The 19,337-nt window shown below is 68.5% G+C and carries 12 protein-coding genes; 4 read left to right on the top strand and 8 right to left on the bottom strand.

Annotated elements, in window-relative coordinates:
- Positions 1-25 precede the first annotated feature (25 nt).
- The 4 genes from ACIHA7_RS29735 to ACIHA7_RS29720 are packed head-to-tail and all read right to left on the bottom strand — an operon-like array spanning position 26 to position 9,732.
- Positions 26-4,552: an amino acid adenylation domain-containing protein gene (locus tag ACIHA7_RS29735; protein ID WP_397294218.1), complete on the bottom strand. Its 4,527-nt coding sequence runs from the start codon at positions 4,550-4,552 to the stop codon at positions 26-28.
- A complete protein-coding gene (gene nbtC / locus ACIHA7_RS29730; protein WP_397294217.1) occupies positions 4,549-7,632 on the bottom strand; it encodes a nocobactin polyketide synthase NbtC in 3,084 nt (1,027 codons plus the stop codon). Before nbtC ends, ACIHA7_RS29735 begins: the two co-directional genes overlap by 4 nt.
- The gene (locus ACIHA7_RS29725; protein WP_397294216.1) at positions 7,625-8,950 is read right to left on the bottom strand and encodes a polyketide synthase; all 1,326 of its coding nucleotides are present in this window, start codon (positions 8,948-8,950) and stop codon (positions 7,625-7,627) included. The genes nbtC and ACIHA7_RS29725 overlap by 8 nt, the downstream gene beginning before the upstream one ends.
- Positions 8,951-8,976: 26 nt before the next feature.
- Positions 8,977-9,732 (bottom strand): thioesterase II family protein, encoded by a 756-nt coding sequence (locus ACIHA7_RS29720; protein ID WP_397294215.1) that lies wholly within the window; start codon positions 9,730-9,732, stop codon positions 8,977-8,979.
- 131 nt (positions 9,733-9,863) lie between these two features.
- Between ACIHA7_RS29720 and ACIHA7_RS29715 the strand changes: the two genes are divergently transcribed.
- Positions 9,864-10,532: a GNAT family N-acetyltransferase gene (locus ACIHA7_RS29715; RefSeq protein ID WP_397294214.1), complete on the top strand. Its 669-nt coding sequence runs from the start codon at positions 9,864-9,866 to the stop codon at positions 10,530-10,532.
- 26 nt (positions 10,533-10,558) lie between these two features.
- On the opposite strand, the gene ACIHA7_RS29710 is transcribed toward ACIHA7_RS29715, so the two are convergent.
- Complete coding sequence (locus tag ACIHA7_RS29710; RefSeq protein WP_397294213.1) at positions 10,559-11,839, bottom strand: SidA/IucD/PvdA family monooxygenase; 1,281 nt, start codon at positions 11,837-11,839, stop codon at positions 10,559-10,561.
- A 178-nt stretch (positions 11,840-12,017) separates the two neighbouring features.
- On the opposite strand from ACIHA7_RS29710, the gene ACIHA7_RS29705 reads away from it, so the two are divergent.
- The 3 genes from ACIHA7_RS29705 (at position 12,018) to ACIHA7_RS29695 (ending at position 14,845) form a co-directional block, all read left to right on the top strand.
- On the top strand, positions 12,018-12,500 hold the full coding sequence (locus tag ACIHA7_RS29705; protein ID WP_397294212.1) for a hypothetical protein: 483 nt from the start codon (positions 12,018-12,020) through the stop codon (positions 12,498-12,500).
- 108 nt (positions 12,501-12,608) lie between these two features.
- Positions 12,609-13,316: a siderophore-interacting protein gene (locus ACIHA7_RS29700; RefSeq protein WP_397294211.1), complete on the top strand. Its 708-nt coding sequence runs from the start codon at positions 12,609-12,611 to the stop codon at positions 13,314-13,316.
- A gap of 188 nt (positions 13,317-13,504) precedes the next feature.
- Complete coding sequence (locus ACIHA7_RS29695) at positions 13,505-14,845, top strand: alpha/beta hydrolase family protein (RefSeq protein WP_397294210.1); 1,341 nt, start codon at positions 13,505-13,507, stop codon at positions 14,843-14,845.
- A 16-nt stretch (positions 14,846-14,861) separates the two neighbouring features.
- Here ACIHA7_RS29695 and ACIHA7_RS29690 read toward each other — a convergent pair whose 3' ends face one another.
- From ACIHA7_RS29690 to ACIHA7_RS29680, 3 genes are all read right to left on the bottom strand, one after another.
- Positions 14,862-16,592 carry an ABC transporter ATP-binding protein gene (locus ACIHA7_RS29690; RefSeq protein WP_397294209.1) on the bottom strand — a complete coding sequence of 577 codons (1,731 nt, stop codon included), beginning with the start codon at positions 16,590-16,592 and terminating at the stop codon, positions 14,862-14,864.
- Complete coding sequence (locus tag ACIHA7_RS29685) at positions 16,589-18,436, bottom strand: ABC transporter ATP-binding protein (protein ID WP_397294208.1); 1,848 nt, start codon at positions 18,434-18,436, stop codon at positions 16,589-16,591. The genes ACIHA7_RS29690 and ACIHA7_RS29685 overlap by 4 nt, the downstream gene beginning before the upstream one ends.
- A gap of 116 nt (positions 18,437-18,552) precedes the next feature.
- A complete protein-coding gene (locus tag ACIHA7_RS29680; protein WP_397294207.1) occupies positions 18,553-19,164 on the bottom strand; it encodes a maleylpyruvate isomerase N-terminal domain-containing protein in 612 nt (203 codons plus the stop codon).
- Positions 19,165-19,337: the final 173 nt, after the last annotated feature.

Below are 19,337 nucleotides of genomic sequence, written 5' to 3'. Positions count from 1 at the left end.
AGGCGGCACGGCGCGCGGTCGCCGCTCAATCGGCGCCGACGGCGACCGTGGCCAGCGCGCGGTCCATGGCCTCGACGGCGTCGTGCCAGAGCTCGCCGAGCCGTTGCGCCGCCTCGGCGGTGAATATCGCGTCGCTCCAGCGCAAGTACGTGACCAACTCCGGACCGTCCGCCGTGGTTCGCACCGCCGCGATGACGTCGAGGGCGTAGCGCAGCGGGAAGTCCGGTTCGGCGACGGGCGGCAGGCAGCCGTGCAGCGCCGGGTCGGGGATCGGCGCCCACGGCCTGCCCGCCCCGGTCAGGTCGAAGCGACCGAGGTAGTCGAACAGCACCTGCGGCTGCGGCGCGTCGACCAGTTCGGGTGTGTGGTCCAGATAGCGCAGCACGCCGTAGTCCATGCCGTTGTTCGGCAGGTCGGTCAGGTGGGTGACAACGGCGTCGAGCAGGGCCATGGCGCTACCCGGATCCTGCTGCGCGGTAACCACATCCACGCAATCGCGACCGACACCGAGGCGGGCCGGCACGATACTGGTGAACCACCCGAGCGTGTGCGCGGTGTCGATGTCCTCGCCGAGCACCGCGTCCTCTCTGCCATGCCCTTCGAGCGCGAGATAGGTTCCGGCCCTCGGGTTCTGACCGCGCTCGGTCCGCCAACTCGCCAGCGTCATGGTGAGCACGGCGAGCAGGAATTCCCGCACGCCCGCGTTGCCGTGCCGCAGCCCTTCCAGGATCGACGCGGTCGTCTCGGCTGAGGCGGACACCGGGTGCACCTGATAAGAGGCCCAGGTATCGGAGGCAGGATCGGGTAGCCGAGTTCCCAGCACCGGATCGGGCGCGGCAACCTGGCCGATCCAGTACTCCCGTTGCGCCGAAACCGCTGCGGTGCCTGCGCGTTCGCGCAGCCGACGTGCCCATTGCCGGTAGTCGACGTGTTCGACCGGCGGAGTCGGTGCCTGCCCGGCGACGACGCACGCCCAGCTCGCGGCGAGATCGGCGCTGAGGACGTGCCATGACACCGGGTCGATGGCCAGGTGATGGACGGTCAGTAGCAGGACGTCCGGGGCGTCGCGCCGGACGAACCACACGGCACGCAGTAGGTCACCGGTGTGCGGATCGATTTCGTCGAGGACCTCACGGCTGCGCGCGGCCAGCGTCGCAGGCAAGTCCGTCCCGACCTCGACCACGGACAGAATATCCGCTGCCCGCACACTGCCCGGCGCGCGCGTCAGGAGCTCGTAACCCGTTGAGGTGCTGGTGAATACGGCCCGCAGGAGGTCGTGTCCGTCGAGCACGGCCTGCAACACCGAGGTCAGCCCGGCTCGGTCGATGTTCTCGGGCAGTTCGAGTAGATTGCTCAGACCCAGCCTGCGATAGCCGCCGTACTCGTGCATCCACGACACGATCGGCACCGGATCGACGTCGCCGTAGTCCCTTGCCCTCGGCGCTTGTTCGGCGCGCACGGTCGCGTCGACGCGCGCGCCGAGCTCACGAATCGTCGACGCGCCGAGCACCAGCTTCGGACTGATCGAAAGGCCTTCCCGGCGTAGCGCGTTCACCAGGGTTATCGCGACGATGCTGTCGAGACCGAGACCGACCAGGTCGTCGTCGATGCCGGGCATCGCACCGCCGCACAGCTCGGCTACGGCGGCACACAGGCGCTGTTCGGTCGCGCTGCGCGGTGTCGCCTGCACCAGCTCGGCGGCCGACTCCGCGGCGAGCTGCTCGAGCCGCTTGGCATCCAGCTTGCCGTTGCCGGTCACCGGCAGCTGCGCGACGACCAGGATTCGATGCGGAACCATGTAGGCGGGTAACCGCTCCCCCAGCGCGATCCGAAGTTCCGCGGGGCTCAACCCGGCACCGACCACACAGGCGAGCAATGCGGGTCCGCTCGCCTTACGCACCACGATCACCGCGGCACTGCGCACGCCGGGCAGCGCGAGCAACGCGCTTTCGATATCGCCGATCTCGATCCGATAGCCGCGAATCTTGACTTGATCGTCCGCGCGCCCCAGGTAGGTCAAGTCACCATTCGGCATGCGGCGCACCAGATCTCCGGTGCGATACATCCGCGCACCCGCGCGGACCGGGTCGGCGACGAATCGCTCGGCGGTGATTCCCGGCTTCCCTACGTACCCACGGGTCACCTGGGCACCGGACAGATACAGTTCGCCGGATACGCCGATCGGAACGTGGCGTAGCCGCGAATCGAGGACGTAGCCGGTCATCCCGGTCACCGGCGTGCCGATGGTCGGTTCCGCATCCGGCCGGGCCACCGCGGCGACCACCGCCTCCACCGTCGTCTCGGTCGGGCCGTAGCAGTTGTGCACGGCGATATCGGCCAGGGCGCACAGCCGCTGCCACAGCGGCACACCGATCGCTTCGCCGCCGAGCGCGAGGACCGACAGCGGCGTGCCCGCGTCGACCAGCCCGGCCGCGGCGAGCTGCGCGAACATCGACGGCGTCGTGTCGATCATGTCCAGCCGGTGCCGCCGGACGCCGGCGACCAACCGCTGCGCGTCGCGCATGTCCTCGGTGTCGAACAGGTGGACGGCGTGTCCGTCGAGCAGTCCGATGAGCGGCTGCCAGGACGCGTCGAAGCTGAGCGACCAGGCGTGCGCGATGCGCAACGGTCGGCCGAGCCGGGCCACCGCGGGGCGGTAGACCCGGTCGCGGTGGTCGGCGAAGTACGCAGTCAATGCGGCGTGGGTGCCGAGGACACCCTTGGGTTCGCCGGTGGATCCCGAGGTGAAGATCAGATAGGCGCCGTGCTGTGGCCGCGGTGGGTTCGGCGAAAGACCGGGCGCACTGTCGAGGAGCTCTGGGTACGCCAGTACCCGCGGGCGTTCCGCAAGTGCGTCGAGCGCGGGCAGGCCGGCATCATCCACCACGACCATCCGCGAACGGGACTGGCGCAGAATGGATTCGACGCGGGCGGCGGGCAGCTCGCGATCGACCGGGACGTAGGCCGCGCCGCTCGCGAGCACAGCGAGAATCGCGACGATCGACTCCGCTGATCGCGGGAGCGCCAGTGCAACAACATCTTCCGGCCCTACGCCATGAGCGGTGAACGCACCCGCCACCCGCTCGACTGCGTCGGACAACTCGCGGTAGGTATACCGCGCATGCTCGGTGCTCAGCGCGAGCGCGTCCGGTGTCGCCGCGACCTGGCGGGCGAACAGCTCCGGCACGCTCACCTCACACACGTCCGGCGCGAGTGCCGCTGGGGCTTGCGGACGTTCGGCGGGCAGCAAGATATCGAGGGCGTCGGGCCCGCGCTCGCCGATCCCGGGCAGCTGCCGCAACACCGCGAGCAATCGGGCGCCGATATCGCGTCCGGACAACGCGCCGAGCACCGCCTGCACGGCCTCGATCGTCACGACCAGATGTCCCTCGTACAGGAACGAGGTAACCGCCAAGGGGTAGTGCGTCAGGCTCTCCGAGGTGATCGGCCGGAACCGAGTGCCGTCCGCCGTCACGGTGGGGCGAAGGACATCGGCCATGGGCGCGTTCTCGAACACGAACAGGGTGTCGAACAGTGCCCCCGAACCGACGGCACGCTGGATGGAGGACAGACTCACATAGGCGAGCTCCCGCATCGGCGCCGACTCGCGCTGCAGCCGCAGGCAACCCGCCACCACCGGGTCGGCGCCGACGTCCACCCGGACCGGGATGGTGTTGATGAACAGCCCGATCATGGTCTCGACGCCGGACAGCTCGTCCGGTCGGCCGGAAACGGTGGTACCGAACACGACATCGCGCCGGTCGCACAACCTGCCGAGGACGACGGCCCAGGCGTACTGCACCACCGTGTTCATGGTGAGCCCGTTGGATCGCGCCCACGCCGTCAACAGCGCGGTGTCGGCCGGGTCGAGGGTCGAGGTGTCGATGGTGGGGACGATGGTGTTCACCGTCGTGTCCGCTCGATCGGCCAGGTGCAGCGGGTCGACCTCGGCGAGGTAGGCGCGCCATCGGCGCAGCGCGGCATCAGTGTCGCGCGCGGCGAGCCAGCCGATGTAGTCCCGGTACGGGCGCGGGGCGGGCAGCGCGTCCGCCACCGCGCCCGCTTCGTACAGTGCGTAGAGCTCGCGGAAGAACACACCGAGAGACCAGCCGTCCAACACGATGTGATGCGCGGTCAGCACCATTCGTCGCGACTGATCCGGCAGCGTGAGCAGCAGCACGCGCAGCAGCGGGCCACGCGCCAGCTCGAACGGGCCGCGCGCTTCGGCGGCGATGATGTCGTCGAGTTCAGCTGCGCCGACGCTTCGTTCGGCCCACGGCAGTTCGGCTTCGGTGGGCACGATCTGCACCGGTTTCGGCAGGTCACGGTCCCAGAAGGACGCGCGCAGATTGGCGTGCCTGCGCAGGATCATCTCGACGCTGCGGCGCAGCAGTGCGACATCGACCGGGCCCGCCACCTCGAAGACGAACTGGAAGGCATACAGGTCGCCCTCGCCGGCCAGCCTGGCCAGCGTGAACAGGCCCTCCTGCAGGGGGCTCAGCGCGAGCACGTCCTCGATCTCGGGCACGGGCGCCTTGGTGTTCTCCGTCATCCGGCGACTCCTCGGTTCTCGGATACGAGCTGCACGACGTCGTCCAGGGAGGCGCCCGCCAGAATCCGCGTCACCGGCACGTCGCGGTTCAGCGTGGACGCGACCCGGGCGTGCAGGTCGAGCGCCTGCAACGAGTCGAAGCCGAGTGCGACCAGCGGAACCGAACCGTCGATCTCGTCGCGGCCGTCGGTGGACATCACCCGAGCGACTTCGCGCCGGATGATCTGCGCGTAGTCGACCGCCACGTCGACTGCTCGGGCAGGCTGCACGGTGGCCCGCACGGGCTCCTCGGGTACCGGTTGCGGGACCGTCGGTGCCAGTTCCGTCAGCGCGGGCGCGAAAACCGATGCGAGACCGGCGATCTCGACCGTCTCGCGCAGCCGCTCCCACTCGGCCGACAGCACAACGCTGTTCGCCTCGCGCGCGGTGAGACCTGCGGTTATCGCCGCCGCCGCGTCCATCGTGCGCAGCCCGGCGCCGAGGACCCGGGTTTCGGCCTCGCCGTGCTCCGCGGCGGACAGTCCCCACAAACCCCACTGCACCGCAACGCAATCCAGGCCCTGGGCACGCAGCCGCACGGCGAGACCGTCGAGCATGCGGTTCGTGCCCGCGTACAGGGCCTGCCCGCGACCTCCGAGACTGGCCGCGAACGAGGAACACAGCAGCACCGTGCAGTCCTCGGCCAAGGGAACGGCGCGCAATACCGCGCCGACGCCGAGCACCTTGGCGGCGGTCGCCCTGCCCACCGCCTCGGGATCCAGCTGGGACCACACGTAGTCGACCGCCGCATGCACGACGACGCTCGCGGGCCGCTCGGTGAAACGGCGCGCCAAGCCGGTGACCACGGCGGAGTCGGTGATGTCGCACGCGACCACCTCGATCTCGGCCGGGCCGAGGGTGCGGATCTGCCGCAATCGTTCGGTGAGCGCGGCGGTTTCACCGGTCCGGCTCACCAGGGTGATCCGGTGTGCGCCGTCGCGAACGAACCGTGCGCAGAACTCGAGCCCGACATGTCCGGTCCCGCCGAGGATCAGGACATCGCGTGGTGACGGCGCGGGCGCGGTGGGTGGCTCGGCCACGACGAGTCGTTTCGCGTGCAGCTTGCCGTGTCGCATCGCGAGTTCCGGTTCGTCGCCGACGTGGATCGCCTGAATGATCTTGTCGGCGACCGCTTGCGGGTCCTGGCCACCGACATCGCCGGGCAGATCGAGATGCCGGAAGGTGACGCCGAGGTGATCGAGCCCGAGACAACGAAACGCCGCGCTGCTCGCCGCGTGGCCGAGTGTGGGCAGATCGTCCGGCGTGACGGCCTCAGCTCCGGTTGTCACCAGCCAACATTCGGTGACCCCTGGCGCGAGCGTGGTCAAACGGGCTGCGGCCGAGGCGAAGGCGGCGAGTTCGGCTACCGCGCCGGCCTCGTCGGTGGCGTCGACGGTCGGCAGCAACATCATGACGGTATCGAATTGCTCTGCACTGCCGGATATTTCAGCGCTGCTGAATATTTCGGCACCGAAGCGCGGAGCACGCGCGTGCAACAGCGCCGCCAGTTCGCGGTCGCGCTCGTCGTGGTCGATGAGCAGCACCGTTCGCGGCGCAGCCAGCGATCGCTGGGTCAGGACGGTCCACTGCTCGCGCAGCCGGACCGGTGCGGCGGCGGCAGTCGCGCCGGTCGCCTGCTCGCCTGAGTTGTATGACGCCCATAGCCTTCTCGCGCTCATCACCGCCGCCGGGAAGTCGCGCAGCGGCAGCGTGGGTGCCCGCCCTTCGGCGTCGGTGCGCAAGCTCTGCCAGGGGTAATGCGCGTCGTTCACCGCGATCTCCGCCACATTCCTGGTGAACTCGGCCAGCCCCGCCGCGGTGCGTTGCGAGGTGCCCACGACCAGGAAATCTCGCGCGTTCGATCGCGGGCCGGGCGACAGTGGCGACAAGTTCTCCCGTACCGCGGGCAGTAGCGTCGGATGCTCGGCGATCTCGACGAACGTGTCGACCGTCTCGGCGGCCGCCGTGATCGCTCGATCGAAGCGGACGCGGTTGCGCATGTTCCAATACCAGTACTCGCGCTGGGTCAGGTCCGGCGTGATCGCCGCCCCGAGAGTGGCTCCGTAGCAAGCGATCTCGCTCGGCGCGAAGGTTGTGCCTGCGAGCTCGTCCTCGAGCAGCTGCTGGAATTCGGTCCGCAACCCCGTGATCATCGAGGTGTGCGCCGGGAAGGACAGCTGGAGTTGCCTGGCGAAAATGCCCTTCGCGGTGGCGAATCGGACAAGATCGGCGATGGTTTCCCGCTCCCCGGAGACACCGACCAGCTGTGGCGCGTTGACCACGGAGACCTCCGCCCAGCCGGAGTGCCTGGCGAGCAGTTCCTCGCAGTCCGCACGGCCGGTGCCGAATACGGCGACCGCGTGCTCCTGCGGTAGCCGTCGCTCGAGCAACCCGGATCGATGCGCGACGATCAGCACGGCGTCGCGCGTGTCGAGTACGCCCGCGACCGCACAGGCAGCGAGCTCGCCCTGACTGTGCCCGATGGTCGCCGCGGGCCCCACGCCGACGGCCCGCCACATCGCGGCCAAGCCGATCAGGTGAAACATCCTGGCGGGCTGGACTTCCGGCAGCGAACCGGTGGGCGATTCCGCGGTGCCGAGCAGATAGCGCAGCGCGTGCTCGTCGCCGAACCGGTCGCGGTGCATGGCCGCGCAATCGTCCACCGCCGCGCGATAGGCTGGCGAGAGCTCGTAATAGAGCTTGCCCATGCCGGCCTGCTGGCTCCCCTGCCCGGGGAATACGAAGCCGATCCGGCGCGGCGCGGCCGGACCGTCGGAGGTCACCAGGGCGGGGTGCGCGTTGTCCGTGCGCACGGCCTGCAGCGCGTCGAGCAGATCCGCGCGCTCGGTCGCCATGATCAGTGCCCGGTAGCGGCGCGCGATCCGGGTGCGAAACAACTGGTCGGCCAGGCGCTCCGGCGTGGTGCGCGGGTGGTCGTGCAGGTACGCCAGGATCGCGGCCGCCTCGGCGCGCACGCCGTCGGCACTGTCGGCGGAGAGCAGGACCGGGACGGTGTGGTCCGGCAGCCGGTAGTCACCCATGGTTGTCCTCCTCAACGGGCATACCGACGATCGCGTGGGCGTTGGTCCCGGCGACACCGAAGGCCGACACCGCCCCGTAGCGGACCCCGTCCACCGGATCCCACGGCTGATATTTCGTGGCCAGGCGCAGGCTGGTGGTGCTCCAGTCGACCGCCTCGGTCGGATCCTGTGCCCAAAGACTCGGCGCGACCTGACCGTTCGCGCCGCACAGCAGCAGCTTGATCAAGCCGAGGATGCCCGCGGCCGCTTGCGTATGACCGATATTCGACTTGGCCGACCCGAGCAGCGGCCCGCGCTCGCGCTCCGGCGCGCCGTAGGTTCGGATCAGCGCCGACAGTTCGAGCGGATCGCCGACCGGCGTTCCGGTGCCGTGACCCTCGATCACCCCGATGTGCTCGGCCGCGAGATCGGCGGCCGCGAGCGTGTCGCGGATCAACCGTTCCTGTGCCTGTGCGTTCGGCACTGCCAGCGGCGCACCCTTGCCGTTGTGGTTCACCCGCGAGCCGAGCAGCCTGCCGTAGATGCGATGGCCGAGTTCCCTGGCGCGCGACTCGCGTTCCAGGACAACGACTCCCGCGCCTTCGGCCCATAGTGTTCCGGTACTGCCCGCGGTGTAGGGCCTGCAGTGACCGTCCGCGGACAACGCGTTGTTCTTGGCGAACTCGACGAACATGCCCGGCGAGCCCATCACGCAGACACCGCCGGCCAGGGCCCATTCGCATTCGCCTGCCCGGATCGCCGCCGCCGCCTGGTGCACGGCGGTCAAACCCGAGGCGCACGAAGTGTCGACACTGATCGACGGACCGGTCAGCCCGAGGCTGTGCGAGATTCGTCCGGCTACCGCGCCCAGTGTGGTGCCGGTCATCCGATAACCACTGTGTTCGGTGATCTCGGCCATCCGCGGGCCGTACTCCAGCGGCGTCGCGCCCATCCAACAGCCCGCGGCACTGCCGTCCAGCGCACCGGGGTTCAAGCCCGCGTCTTCGACCGCCCGCCAGGCGACGCGCAGTCCGACGCGCTGTTGCGGATCCATGGCGACCGCTTCACGCGGTGTGATCCCGAAGAATCCGGGATCGAATTCCGCAGCGCCCCGCAGGAATCCACCCGCGTCGCGCACCTGCGCCCAGCCCTGGCTACTGCCGAGCGTGAACAGCTGTTCGAGCGGCCAATCCCGATCCCGCGGAAAAGGTCCGATGAGTTCCCGCGAATCGGCCAGCGCCGACCAGAATTCCCGTGGACTATCGATACCGCCGGGCGCCTCGACGCCTATCCCTACGATGACGACGCCGTTTTCGTCCCCCGAAACCGATACTGCCATGGTGTACCTAACGTGAACGAGCGGATTTATCTGACGTAAACCGCTGCGGAGGAGAGCAATTCGGCGATGCCGTCGATATGGTCGTGCAGATAGAAGTGCCCGCCATCGAAAAGAGTCACCGCGCCGCCTCGGCTGCTGTGCCGCACCCATGGCCGCAGTTCGGCGGCGGTCACGAACTCGTCGTCGGCACCCCCGATCGCCTCGATCCTGGCCGCCACCCGCACTTCCGGACCGCAGACATAGTTGTCGAACGCGCGATAGTCGGCCTTCAGCACCGGCAGGGTCAGCCGGATGATCTCGCGGTTGGCCAGCACCTCGGCACCGGTGCCGTTGAGCGCGACCAGCCGCTCGAGCAGGGCGTCGTCCTCGGTCGGCAACGGTGGGGTCTGCGCGACCAGAGCGGGTGCGACCGCGCTGGAGGCGCCGAGCAGCGCCACCGACACACCGGCCGCCTCGGCCTGCCGGACGAACTCGAAGGCCACCATCGCGCCGACGCTGTGCCCGAAGACGGTGATCGGAACACCGCGGTGGCAAGGAGATTCGAGGAATTCCGCGAGTGCGCCGGCCGCGAGCTCGGCACAACTGGCCGCCAATGGTTCGGCAGCCCGGTCCTGGCGTCCGGGGTACTGCACGATGACCACGTCGAAATCGTCGCTGAGTCGCTTGGAAAAGGCGCGGTAGGTCGAGGCTCCCGCACCCGCGTGCGGGAAGACGACCAGCGGTGCCGAATCTGCTGCGGCGGGCTTATGGAATTTGCGAATCCACCCGAGATTGTTGGTCATACGACTCCTCCAGCTAACCGGCCACCAGCACCTCGACGGCATTGCCAGCACTCAAGCGGCAACCAGCCGCAGCGAACGTTAGCATAGGCTAACCTCACTTGATCGCTGAGTCACTACCCACGGAGCTCGACATGATGAACACCACCGGAACGCGCTACGTCCTGGCCCGCGAGCAGACCGATCTCTCCGACGAGGTACGCGCCGCGCCCGCTCCTGCGCTGCCGACGGTGCCCGAACCGTTCGGCCTGCGCGTCGCCGACCCGAACGGAGCCGACCCGGCGCTGCTGAGCGAGTGGATGCACCGGCCGCACCTGCTGGCAGCCTGGGAACAACCGTGGTCGGCCGAGCGCCGCGAACAAGACCTGCGCGCGCAGCTGGCCGGAACCTATTCCCTGCCATGCATTGTCAGCTTCGACTTCGCCGCCGATGGCCGGCCGGAGCTGGGTCGGCGCGACGTGGCGTACCTGGAGCTGTACCGCCCGGCCAAGGACGAGATCGCCCGCCTCTACCACGCCGATCCTTACGACGTGGCGATGCATCTCGCCACCGCGGAGCAGGATTTGACCGGGCGTCGCATGATGGCGGCGTTCGCCGCTCAGCTGCTGCCCGCGATTTTCGCGGCCGAGCCGAAGTGCCGCCGCATCATGATCGACCCCGACCATCGCAACGTCGCGGTCCGGCGCGTCGCGGAGCGCTTCGGCGCCCCGAGTCTCGGCGAGTTCGATATCCGGCCCGATCGCCGGATCACGCTCTACACCAAGCCGCGCACGCCCGCGGACATGCCGACCCTGCGCCACTGACCGCGGCGGGCGCTGCACACGCATCCCTAGGTGGCAGCCCGCGCGAAGTGCGGCCGCGCGCCCCTGGCCGCGGCCTGCGAACACAGCACCCGGTCCGAGAGTTCGCCGAGGCAGCTGAGATTCGGAAATCCCGGCCCCTGCGCGACCGCGGCCAGATTGGGTAGATAGAGCTTCGCGTCCAGGTTCGCGACCGACAGGTCGTAGCCGATCGACGCCTCGATCCGCTGGGCGGTCGGCCGACCGCCGATGGCCAACTCCAGCAAATCGGTCGCGTCCTGATCGAACAGGTCGAGAAACCACAGCGGCTGCCCGCCCGTCGCATCGATCACCAGATCGAAGGTGTGCGATTGATCGGGGCGCATCTCGTTGCGCAGCGTCAGCGCGATCCCGTCGCCCTGTTCGGTCACCCGGACGGCCCTGCCCTGCAGATGATGCACCCGGCTGTCACCGAGCAGACTTTCCTGGACGCGCACCGAGAAGACGCCGCGATCGGTTCTGCGGATCACATCGCGGCGTTCCTGAATGCTCAGTGCCGCCCACTTGACGGGGTCGCTGAACAGCGAGTTCTCGAAATAGCTTTCGCCGCGGGTGTAGATCGTGGCCATCGGTGAGATCACCGAGATGGACAGCATGCCGTGGCGGACCAGCTCATCCAGTGCCGAGCCCGCGGTCTCACCGCCACCGATCACCGCGACCCGCGAAGAGACGGGCAGCGCACGGCGACCGGCCAGGTCCCAGAATTGCGCGATGGTCAGCACCCGAGGGTGGTCGGCGATGGCGCGCGAACTCGCGCCGGGACCGGTGATCATCAACTTGTCCCCGGTCAGTTGGACCGGCTCACCGCCGGGGCCGGTCGCGGTGAGCCGCCAGCCGTCGGCCGCCGCCGCGACGGATCGCACGGTGCCCGCGACGATTTCGAGGTCGATCCGGCGCGCCACCCACTGCAGATATTTGGCCCAGACGTGATGGGGCGGGTTCGGGCGCCCCCGGTCGACCCATTCGGCGTAGGTGCCGTGCTCCACGAGGAAAGAAGTCCAGCTGTAAGCCGTCATCGCCGCGTTGATCTCCGCGTTGCGACCGCGTGCCCAGGTCGAGTGATACGGGAAGCCGATGTCCTTTTCCGGACTGGTGCCGAGGCGATGCCTGCCGTCGGTCCAGCCGCCGCTCGGCAGCCAATTACCGCCGACCACATGCGCTTCCACGACGACGACGCGCGGGGCGGGCAGGCCGAGTTCGCGCAGCACCTTCGCCTTCGTCGCCACCGCAACGGCTTTCGGCCCCGCGCCGACTATCAGCAGCGTTTCCATCGGTTCTCCGCTCTCTCCGATACCCGAGAGGCCGTAATTGCGCGCTTTCCGCCGGGTACGTGTCGGTGCCCACAATCCGAAACTCTTCGCCGCTATGTTTGCATAGCCTTACCTTATATTGAACACTTGTCCCGCAAATAGCGGCGGCACTCACACCCGTAACCGATGGGATGAATTCATGCCAAGCAACTCGAAGAAATCGCTGTTACGCCGTGCGGCAACGACATTCGCGCTGACCGCCGCCGTGCTCGGCGGGGCGACGGCCGCCGCGATCACCGCATCCCCCGCGCTCGCGGCGCCGCTGTCCACGCCGATGCACGCCGCGGCCCCGACCGCCGCCGAGTTGACCGCCAAGCTGCGCCTCGCGGTGAACACCGGCGCGCCACGGTCCGCCAGGGCCGCGGAGCTCGAATCGGGCGAAGCGGGCGTGGCGACCATGGACAAGATCGGCGCGATCCTGCTCGCCGCACCGCCGAGCCTGCGGTACAACGTGGTCAACCCGTCCGCCTCCGGCGACCGGATCGACGCGCAGTTGCGGGTCACTACCGAGGGCTACCCCGATTTCACCTACGACGCGTCCTGGAAGCAGCTCGACGGCACCTGGAAGTTGAGCCAGGCGTCCGAGTGCAGCATCGCCGCGGCGCTCGGGCTCTCCTGCTGAGTCCGACCACCTTGTCGCACAAGGTCCGTCGTCGCCCGGTGGGTGACGACGGACCGCGCCGACAGCCACCGGCGCGACATTCCAGTTTCGTTAGGCTAACCTAACGACATGGGTAAGGGAATCAACGGTCTGATCGTCAAAGCGTGGGGCGGCACCGACTACCAGCTCACGGTGACCTCGACCGAGATCGTCACCGACAAGTACCTGCGACTCGGTTTCACCGCAGGTGGCCTGCTCGCCGACCACCCCGTGCATCCGACGCAATGGGTGCGCTGCTGGTTTCCCGACAGCACCGGCGAGAAGCTGCACCAGCGTGGCTACACCCTGGTCGACCCCGACCCCGCAGGCGACCGCTTCGCGATCGAATTCGCCCTGCACAACGGACACGCGGCACGGTGGGCCCAGCACGCGTCCGCGGGCGACAAGCTCGACGTGACCGTGCTCGGTTCGGATTTCCAGCTGCCCGAATCGACGCCGAGCGAGTACCTCGTTTTCGGCGACACCGCATCGATCCCCGCGATCAACTCGCTGCTCGACGCGATCGGTGACGTGCCCGCCAGGGTATGGCTGGAATGGCAGTACGAGTCCGACCGGCAGATTCCGTTGCGCGCCAAGCCCCATCACCAGGTGACCTGGGTGCAACGCGTCGACGACGGCCGGTTGCTCCGCGAAGCCGCACACGAGCTCGACTGCCCGGACAACGTGTTCGCCTGGGTGGCCTGCGACGGTCACACCACCCGTTCGATCGTGAAGTCGCTCAAGCAGGTCCACGGCGTGCCCAAAACCGCGATGAAGTACCAGGCGTACTGGAAGTAGTCCGCGCGGCGTAGGTGCGCTCGCGCGGTATACCCGCGCGCACCTGAAGGGTCATCCCCCAGGATGAATCGGATCGCGACCTGCGCCCGACGCGCGGTGACCCGCCGATCCGCCAGGCTGAGAGTCGGATTCGAGACCGGCCGCACAGCAGCTGCGTAGTCCGGTGTCCCGGAGCGGAGGTCAGCTGGATGTCGATCCTGGACATGGTGCTCGCACTCGCCACCCTGGCCTTCGCGGTGACCGCGATCGCCGTCCCGCACCGCGCGCGCCGGATCGCCCCCGTGGCGGTGCCGGTGCTGGTAGCCGCGGGCGTGGCGCAGTATCTGGTCGAAGGGTTCTACTGGCAGTTCGCGCCCACCTACCTGCTGTTCGGCGCGGCGGTCGGACTCGTTGTCCGGCAGTCGAAACGGCGCGCCGACGGCCCGCGCGGCCGGTGGCTGACCGTGGCCCGATGCGGCGTGGGGTTTCTGCTGCTGCCCGCCGTGCTGGCTTGGTCGCTGGCTCCCGTGCCGGAGCTGCCGCGGCCGAGCGGACCGTATGCGGTGGGTACCGAGATCTTTCGCTGGGTCGATCGGGATAGGCCCGAGTCCGCGACGGATTCAGTCGAGGATCGGCGCAATGTCGTTGTCCAGGCCTGGTATCCGGCCGACGCGGCGGCGAAAGGATCATCCTCGGCGTATCTCGACGGGCTGGACCGACTGCCGGAGCAGGTCGCACTGTTGCCCGGATTCCTCATGCGCGGCTACCACCGCATAGCGACCCACGCGCAGTTGGACGCCCCTGTCAGCACGGACCGCCCGCGCTGGCCGGTCGTGTTGTTCTCACCCGGATACGGTGCGCCGCGGGCGTTCTACACCGGGTTGATCACCGACCTCGCGAGCCGTGGTTTCGTGGTGCTCGCCGTCGATCACCCCTACGAGGTCGCGGTCACCGAACTCGCCGACGGCACCCTCGCGACACCCCGCCCGCACTTTCTGGACAACGACCCGGACCAATCGCGCTATATGAGCGGGCAACTCGACGTACGCGCGGCCGATCTGCGCTTCGTGGTCGATCAGCTGTCGCGCCCGGATACGCTGGGACCGCGCCTTTCCGACCGACTCGACACCGGACACATTGCCGCAGTGGGGCATTCATTCGGCGGCGCGGCCGCAGCGGCGGCGCTGGCGGGCGATTCCCGGCTGCTGGCCGCCGCGAATATCGACGGCACCTTGTACGGCACGCTGCCCAGGCAGACGCTGCGCAGGCCGTTTCTGTTGGTGCAGAGTGATTATGCGGAGACCGAGCACTCCGCACAATTCGTGGAAGGCAACGGCTCGCTGATCGCCCGCTCGACCGCGCCGACCTTCCGCCACGAGATCAGCGCGGCCAACCACTACAGCTTCACCGATGCACCCCGTTTCCTCGCCGGGCCGGCCAGATTCCTGGTGGCCCAACTCATCGGCGGTTCCCGCGGCCCGCAAGAAACGCAGCGAGTGACCAACGACCTGCTGACCGCGTTCCTGCGGGAACCGCTCGGTGTGCCCTAGCCACAAAATCTTTCGATCAGACCGCGGCAGGCTCCAGCCGCCAGCCGACGGCCCGCGAGCGTTCGTTCCAGAAGTCGGCGTAGCGTCCGCAGGCAGCCAAAAGCTCGGTGTGCGTGCCGCGTTCGACGATGCGGCCGCCGTCGAGGAACAGGATCTGGTCGGCGTGCGCGATGGTGGCGAGTCGGTGCGCGACGACGACGACCGTCTTGCCCTTGGCGAGTTGGTGCACACCACGGACGACAACCGCCTCGCTGTGCGGATCCAACGCGCTGGTCGCCTCGTCGAGCAGCACGATCGGCGCGTCCTTGAGCAGGGCACGAGCGATCGAAACCCGCTGCCGCTCACCGCCGGACAGCGCGACGCCGCCCTCACCGACCACGGTGTCCAGACCGTCCGGCAGTCGCTCGACGATCTCGTCCACCCTGGCCGCTTCGGCCACGCGCCACACCTCGGCATCGGTGGCGTCGGGTTTGCCGATCCGAATGTTGTCCGCCACCGAACGATTGAACAGATAGACGTTCTGGAAGACCAGCGACAGCTGGTTCAGCAGCGTCTCCGACGGTTGGTCGCGTACGTCGTGTTCGCCGATGACCACCCGGCCGGAATCGGCGTCGTAGAAGCGCGCGGCCAGGCGCAGCAGCGTCGTCTTGCCCGCGCCGCTCGGGCCGACTATCGCGGTGGTGGTGCCCGCGGGCACACTGAAACTCAGATCGGAGACCACCGGCTCACCCGGTTGGTAACCGAAGCTCACATTGTCGAAGACCACGGACGCGACACCGGGTGCGACGGGCGCCGTCGCCTCCGGCAGCACCGGCTCGGCCAGCAATTCGGTGACCCGGTCGACCGCGGCAGCGGCGGCACGCAGGCCATTGCCGAGCTGAGCGGCCTGATTCAACGGCTCGATGAACCGGGAGCTGACGGCGATGAGCGCGATCGCGGCGGCGGCCGAGACGGCGCCATCGGTGACCAGGCCGACCACCACATAGGTCAGCACCAGGAAGACCGCCTGAACGAACAGGGAGAACACGATCAGACCCGGCACCGCAGTGAACACCATCCTGGTCATCGCGGAACGCTGGCGGTGCAGCGCCGTGTCGAGCGCGCCCGCGCCGGGTGCGCCGAAGGCCCGCAGCACCGGCTGTGCCTGCGCGAACTCGACCACCCGCGCATCGGCCTCGGACGCGGCGGCGTGCATGCGCTGATCGGATCCGGTGTAAGCCCGGTTGGCCAGTGTGTTCACCAGAAAGAGCACGGGGGCGGCGAGCAACATGGCAACGCAGATGCGCCAATCGATGAACAGCATGCCGACCGCGACACCGAGCGGCACCAGGATGCTGTTGAGCACCTTGGCGAGAAGATAGGCGACGGTGCCCTGGATCTCCCGTACGTTCTCCACGGCGATCCTGGAAAGCTTTCCGGCACTGCGCGTTTCGAACCAGCCGAGCGGAAGGGCGTTGAGGTGATCACCGATCCTGGTCTGCAGCCGCAGCTGCATGCCGACCGCGATGCGCAGCCCGAGGACCGTCTGCAGATAGCCGAAGATCGCCACGCCCGCGACGGCGGCGGTCATCAGCAACGTCCAGAACCAGGCCCGGCCGAGGTCACGATCGAGCAGTGCCGCGAGCACCGGAACGAGCAGCAGATAGGCGGCCGCCTGGCTCAGTGCCTGGGCGGCGATCGCGGCGAACAGTTTCGGGGTCAGCGGGGCGAATTCGGCCGGGACGAGCCCGAGCACCTTGCGAATCATCGCGTCGCCTCCTGCTCGATCAGCGCAACCGCACCGAGCGCTTCCTCATTGATTTCCCAGAGCCGCTGATAGGTGCCGCCCGCCTCGCGCAGACTGCGGTGGTCACCCTGTTCCACCACGGTGCCGTTGTCCAACACCAAGATCCGGTCCACGCCGGTGATGGTGTGCAGACGGTGCGCGATGACCAGCACAGTGCGACCCGCCACCAGCACGGCCAGTGCGTCCTGCACCGCGGCCTCGGATTCCGGGTCCGCGAAGGCGGTCGCCTCGTCGAGCACCAGTACCGGGCGGTCGGCGAGTAGCGCTCGCGCAATCGAAAGCCGTTGCGCCTCACCGCCGGACAAACTGGCATCGACGCCGATCTCGGAGTCGTAGCCGCGCGGCAACGCGACGATGCGGTCGTGGATCTGCGCCGCCCGCGCCGCCCGCTCGACTGCCTCCTCATCTGCATCGCGATCGGCCAACCGCAGGTTTTCCCGGATCGTGCCGCGGATCAAGCGCACATCTTGGAACACGAAACCGACGGTGCGGTAGAGGTCCTCGGTCGAGTACTCGCGAATATCGCGTCCCCCGATGGTGATTCGGCCGGAGTCCACGTCGTAGAAGCGGGGCACCAATTTGGCCAGCGTCGACTTGCCCGAACCGCTGGGACCGACCAGGGCGGTGATGGTGCCCGGCGTCAACTCGATGTCGATGTCGCGCAGCACCTGATGATCCGCGCGGTAGCCGAAGCAGACCGACTCGAAACGGACCACTCCCGCCGCTGCCGGCTCGAGGGACGAATCGCTCGTCGCAGCAACCAATTCGGGTGTCTGCTGCAATTCGTGCAACCGCAACGCGGCGGCACCGGCCGTACGCAGCGCCTGACCGCCGTAGCCGAGGCCGAGCAGCGCACTGCCGAGGCCGAGGCCGACCAACAGGAATGGCAGCACGTCCAGCGGTGTCAGCCACTGTGATCCGACGCCGATCAATCCGGCGACCACGATCACCAGCATCACGAACACCGGCGCGATCACGACGTCGGCGGCCGCCTGCGATCGGATCATCGGCGACTTCCAGCGGTCCAGACTATGTGCCTGACCGTCCACCGCCGTTTGAAACTCGTTGTGCGCCTTGCCTGCCTGACCGAACGCCCGCACCACCTGGATGCCGTCGACGAACTCGATGGTCGACTCCTGCACCCGGCGTTCCCAGCGGTGATAGATGGCCAGCCGATCCCTGCTGTCCTGCCCCATCATCTTGCTCAGCACGATCCCGTAGACCGCCAAGGGAGCCAGCAGGATCAGCGTGAGCCGCCAGTCGACCGTCACCAGATAGCCGAGGGTGACCACCGGCACGATCAGCGCACCGACGAACTCCAGTCGCGCGTGCGCGACCAGATAGTGCAGCGCCTCGACATCGTCTTGGAGGTACTTCTTCACCTCGGTGGAGGTGCGTTCGCCGAACCAGCCGAGCGGCACTCTGCTCAACTTGGCGGCGAGCGCCCGACGGACGGTGAGCTGGTAGCCGGCATCCACCAGGTGCGACCAGGTCAACGCCAGCGCCTGCAGTAGGCCACGCGCCACCAGCACGATCATCGCCGCTACCACCAGTCGCCACACCCGGTCGGTGTCGACCTGATCGGCGAGCAGCTCCCGGCACGCCTCGACAATCAGCACGAACGGCACCACGGCGCAGATCGAGGCGACGGCCATGATCAGGCTCGCGAGCGTCAGTGCCGCGCGCACGGGCGCCAGGATCTCCTTGCGCGCCGCCGCCTCCGCCTTCTTGCGCGCTTGCTGTACCGCGCGCGGCGGCCGGTTCCCCGTCTCCGCCGCGGGCAGCGGCGCGACCTGCACCGTCATAGGTTGTTGCCTCTCGCCGTCATCGCCATCCCCCGAACCGGACCCATCGTCACACACAATGCGCCCGAAAGGTAGGTTAGCCTAACTTTCCTTTGACAGGGTGGCGGAGCGGCCAGCTATCGCATCACCGGCAACACCGCGATCGCACCCCGGCCGGTCGCGGCCTCGATGAACTCGACCGGGTCGGGCACGGCCGCCAGCACCTGCACGGTGCCCAGCAGCGCGGCCCGCGGCACCGGCGGCCCGCCGACCGCCGCGATCAGATCGAGCAGGTGCACGGTGACGTCGACGATCGCCACCTCCAGCAGTGCCTGATAGGTCACGGCACCGAGGTGCGGATGCGGCAGCACGGTCGCCGGATCGATATCGCCGAGTTCGGCCAGAGCTCGCGGGCCGTCCTCGGCGAAGCGGCGCAACAGTTCGTCGGTGTCGAGTCGCGCTGCCGCTTCGCTGGCCTGCACGGCGACGTCGTCGGCCGCCGCGTGCGCTAAACCGCCGGGGGCGTTGAAGATTCGCAGAACCTCGGCTCCGTCGGTGGCCGCGGCCGGGCCGGCCACCCGGGCGTCACGCATCGCGGCCATGATCGCGGGATCGGGCGCTACATGCGCGAAGAGCGCACGCACCGACCAGCCGGGCAGCCGCGTCGGCGTCGCCCATTGCTCCTCCGTCAGTACCGCCCCACGTTCGGCCCACGATCGCCAAAGTCGCTCCAGCATCTCGGTGTTCATTCGACCCCTTTCAGAAATGCGCGCGTTTTATCGCCGAATAGTCTGTCGCGCTGCGGACTTGCTCCGGCTACCTGCGAAAACGGTTTCGTACACGAGACTTTCCGATGCACGTCGCATCGGCGAACGCTCCATGAACAGCGGTCCTACCAGGCCCGATAGCGCCGCTACATGGC

Source organism: Nocardia sp. NPDC052316, from assembly GCF_044547795.1.
GTDB lineage: Bacteria > Actinomycetota > Actinomycetes > Mycobacteriales > Mycobacteriaceae > Nocardia.
This window is presented reverse-complemented; position numbering and strand designations above follow the sequence as displayed.